The organism is Paenalicyclobacillus macrosporangiidus (assembly GCF_900116805.1).
Taxonomy (GTDB): domain Bacteria; phylum Bacillota; class Bacilli; order Alicyclobacillales; family Alicyclobacillaceae; genus Alicyclobacillus_H; species Alicyclobacillus_H macrosporangiidus.
The window spans coordinates 1-2,971 of sequence record NZ_FPBV01000064.1 but is presented as its reverse complement, the minus strand read 5'-3'; the positions used below and the strand labels follow the sequence as shown (position 1 = coordinate 2,971).

At 55.4% G+C, this 2,971-nt stretch carries 7 protein-coding genes; 2 read left to right on the top strand and 5 right to left on the bottom strand.

Annotation, left to right across the window (positions count from 1 at the left end):
• The 5 genes from BM357_RS18570 to BM357_RS18545 all read right to left on the bottom strand — a co-directional run.
• On the bottom strand, positions 1-460 hold a 460-nt coding region (locus tag BM357_RS18570), incomplete at its 3' end, for a DUF5131 family protein (protein ID WP_139234810.1).
• A 328-nt stretch (positions 461-788) separates the two neighbouring features.
• Entirely contained in the window at positions 789-1,079 is a 291-nt protein-coding gene (locus BM357_RS18560; RefSeq protein ID WP_074956881.1) for a hypothetical protein, read from the bottom strand.
• On the bottom strand, positions 1,076-1,456 hold the full coding sequence (locus BM357_RS18555) for a hypothetical protein (RefSeq protein WP_074956879.1): 381 nt from the start codon (positions 1,454-1,456) through the stop codon (positions 1,076-1,078). The genes BM357_RS18560 and BM357_RS18555 overlap by 4 nt, the downstream gene beginning before the upstream one ends.
• 8 nt (positions 1,457-1,464) lie before the next feature.
• The gene (locus BM357_RS20855; protein WP_074956877.1) at positions 1,465-1,818 is read right to left on the bottom strand and encodes a DUF4326 domain-containing protein; all 354 of its coding nucleotides are present in this window, start codon (positions 1,816-1,818) and stop codon (positions 1,465-1,467) included.
• Positions 1,802-2,128: a hypothetical protein gene (locus BM357_RS18545; RefSeq protein ID WP_074956875.1), complete on the bottom strand. Its 327-nt coding sequence runs from the start codon at positions 2,126-2,128 to the stop codon at positions 1,802-1,804. Before BM357_RS18545 ends, BM357_RS20855 begins: the two co-directional genes overlap by 17 nt.
• Before the next feature lie 276 nt (positions 2,129-2,404).
• Here BM357_RS18545 and BM357_RS18540 point away from each other — a divergent pair, with 276 nt between their 5' ends.
• On the top strand, positions 2,405-2,626 hold the full coding sequence (locus tag BM357_RS18540) for a YhjD family protein (protein WP_139234809.1): 222 nt from the start codon (positions 2,405-2,407) through the stop codon (positions 2,624-2,626).
• Positions 2,619-2,971, top strand: a 353-nt coding sequence (locus BM357_RS18535) for a Y-family DNA polymerase (RefSeq protein WP_483869899.1), incomplete at its 3' end; no start/stop codon positions are given. The genes BM357_RS18540 and BM357_RS18535, both read left to right, overlap by 8 nt.

The following is a 2,971-nucleotide window of genomic DNA, read 5'->3' as shown; positions in this document are numbered from 1 at the left end:
GCTCGCGTGACGTTTGGCGGCAGGCCAAGACGCCATACAACAGCATACAAACCAAGTGCCGTCGAATCTCGCAGAAAGACTCGTTCAGCAGACCCTTAGTAAGAATCTGAAACACGTGGTCCGGCCTGTTCGCCAACAACCGGCAGGCAAGGATGATGCCAAACACCTCGTCGAGAAATTCGTTCGGTACTTGCTCGTGAAACAGGTCGCTCATGCTGTTCACGAACACTTTGCGGGGTTTCCGCCAGTGAAGCGGCATGGTGAGTCGCTCGGAATGTAACCGGACATTGTGCGCCGCGTTGGGGCCTGTCCACGGCTTGAATTCGTGGCCCCATTTCTGCGCAAACCGTCGATCTACGGTCTCCGCGTAGCAGTATCGACACCCCTCGCTGACCTTTGAACAACCGGTAACTACATTCCAGGTGGCGTCCGTCCATTCAATGGCGGTGCTGACGCTCATTCACTGTCCCCTCCTTTGCTTCCGGTGGCTCCTCCTTCTCCAACACCAAGCGGATGGTGTCGTCATCCACCAGTACATCCCGAACTTCACGCAGGACAGGTTGTTTTGCGAGTTGAGCTGCAATGCTTTCGAAAGCCACACGCATCGAACCAGCGTTCCTTACGGCAGGGAACTTTACCCAACACACGTCTGGCAGCCCCGGCCGTTCAGGGTTGTCCAACGACCTGCCCCGCCTTGTCGCGGTTCTCATTCGACTCGTCACCACCGTTCTATTCTTGACCTCGTTCGACGTCATAGGTTCCATCGCTGGGGATGAATACGCCATCCTTCACTTTCCCGTCCACCCGCGAACACCGACTACTTCGTACTCGCCTTCTCTGGGTCTAAGGAACACATCGAATTCCGAACCGTTCGAAGTGAGCACTCGGTATTGCACTACATCCGGGTAATTCTGATCTTTCGCCTTTTTGAACGACACAACGTCAGGACAGATCCGCGAAATTGCCTTCATGGCGCGAGACCTTTCCCGTTCATAGTCCTTGCTGTCGACTACTGCGACGGGAATACTAATACCAATGATTACCAGCAAGATACCGATCAGCCACAACACATCAGTCACCTCGCTTCAATCTTCTTAGCGACCGGTCTATTCTTGACCTGATTTGAGGACATGGGTTCCACTTCGCGGAAGAGTACGCCTGGTTTCACATTGTCTTCATATCCGCGAACACCGAGCACCTCGTACCCGTCTGACGTGCGTTTTAGAAACGCCTTAAACTCCGTTCCGTTGCGCCTGAGCACCTGACATTTCACTATATCTGGGTAGTTCTGGTCGTGAGTCTCTTTGAACGACACAACGTCCGGCCAGACTTGCGAAATGGCCTTCATGACGCACGACCTTTCACGTTTGTCGCGTTGGCCAGTGACTGTTTCGAAGAAAGCCACACTACCAGGAATGAACGTAAGGATGACCAATAGCAGTTCCCATGCCCTCAATACGTCTTTCACCTCCTGGTTGATCTGATGCGACTCACGTCTCGTGATCGCTCTTGTTCCATCATCTTTACGAGCTCAACCAAAACATCCCCGTGGCACGGTTCCGGCGAACACCAACAACCCAGGACTTTCCCGCGAAGCTCTCCAAGCGCCTCCATCAGGTCCGGCCGGCCGAGCACGTACTCCCGATACTTCCGGATACACTCCTCACGCGTTCCATCCCGCCCGATCCTGTACGGATTCGCCCATTTGCTACGGCGGAGGCCCAAGCGTGGGACCGCACGGCCGATATACACGTCGAATGGTTCCCGGCGGCAGTGGACGACGCGGGGTGCTGCGTGAATGTCAATCTCCTGTTTCATGTGACGCCTCCGCCAGTTGCGCGTGTACCTCGTCAATGTGCTGCCCGTAGGCGATCTTCTCTAGTTGGCAGTCCGGGATGTGGTAGAAATACCTACCGTCCACACTGAGCACGTTGGCCCACTCGAAACAGTTTGGGTCGTCGCAGACCGTACACGGCATCCGCTCGTCAGGGTGTTCGTACAAGAGAACCACACGAACGTTCTGTGCGGAACAAAATGATGCTCGTTTCATCAGGACCAGTTCCCCCGGCCAAAACTTGCCCCAGGGGTTGTGGACGGTCAAAGCCCTGCGTAGCTCAGAATCGTCCACAGGCCTCGCTCCTTTCCGCGTTGATGATTGTGCTTACTTTCAGTATCAAGCATCGTCGCCCCGCGTGTGCGCCATTTTCGCGCCAATTTTAGAAGAGGCGGAGTATCCACGGTCTCTCCTACGCAGTGGTGAACCGAACAAATTAAGGGTTCCATGGCGGAAAATACACGAACGTATGTTTGTATCAAGAGCGTCCTGGCGAATATAATGATTCATGCAAACGTATGTTCGGTGGTGAGGGCTGTGCGTCCAACAGCGATTCTCAGGGAGCTCCTGGTGCTTGAATTGCTCATGCGTCGACTGCAGCTGCGCCGCCGGGAACTACGCAGACAGCTAAACGAAATGAATGTCCGCGTGTACGAACGTGAAGACAGCGAACTTGATGTGACGGTGCGGTATACAGAACGTGGATGGCAACGAGAAGGCGTGTTCATGAAGGCCATGCTTGATGCGGAGGCCTCCGGTCGACTGAAGAGAGCGGGTGTCAGGGATGACTGAGTGGATTATCGGTCACATCGACATGCAGAGCTTCTACGCCTCTGTCGAAATCGCTTCTGACCCTCGTTGGGCCGACCGGCGTCGATTGGAGGACGATAACACCGATCCCCTTCTTGCCGTGACGGGTGACCCCAAGCGTAGGAGCGGGATTGTGCTTGCCGCTTCTCCCACCGCCAAGCGCGCCGGCGTCGACACTGCGATGCGCTTGGGAGAGGCCTTGCAAGTGTGCCCACGGCTTCTGACTGTGCGGCCGCGCATGCAGTTGTATCTCGATGTTTCCGTTCGGATCCACGAAACCGTCCGCATGACGTTTCCGCGGTATGAGCCATTCAGCGTGGACGAGTG

Bases quoted from the DNA above. Each gene is read 5' to 3' on its own strand.
- BM357_RS20855 (WP_074956877.1), bottom strand. From the start codon at position 1,818: ATGAAACAGGAGATTGACATTCACGCAGCACCCCGCGTCGTCCACTGC.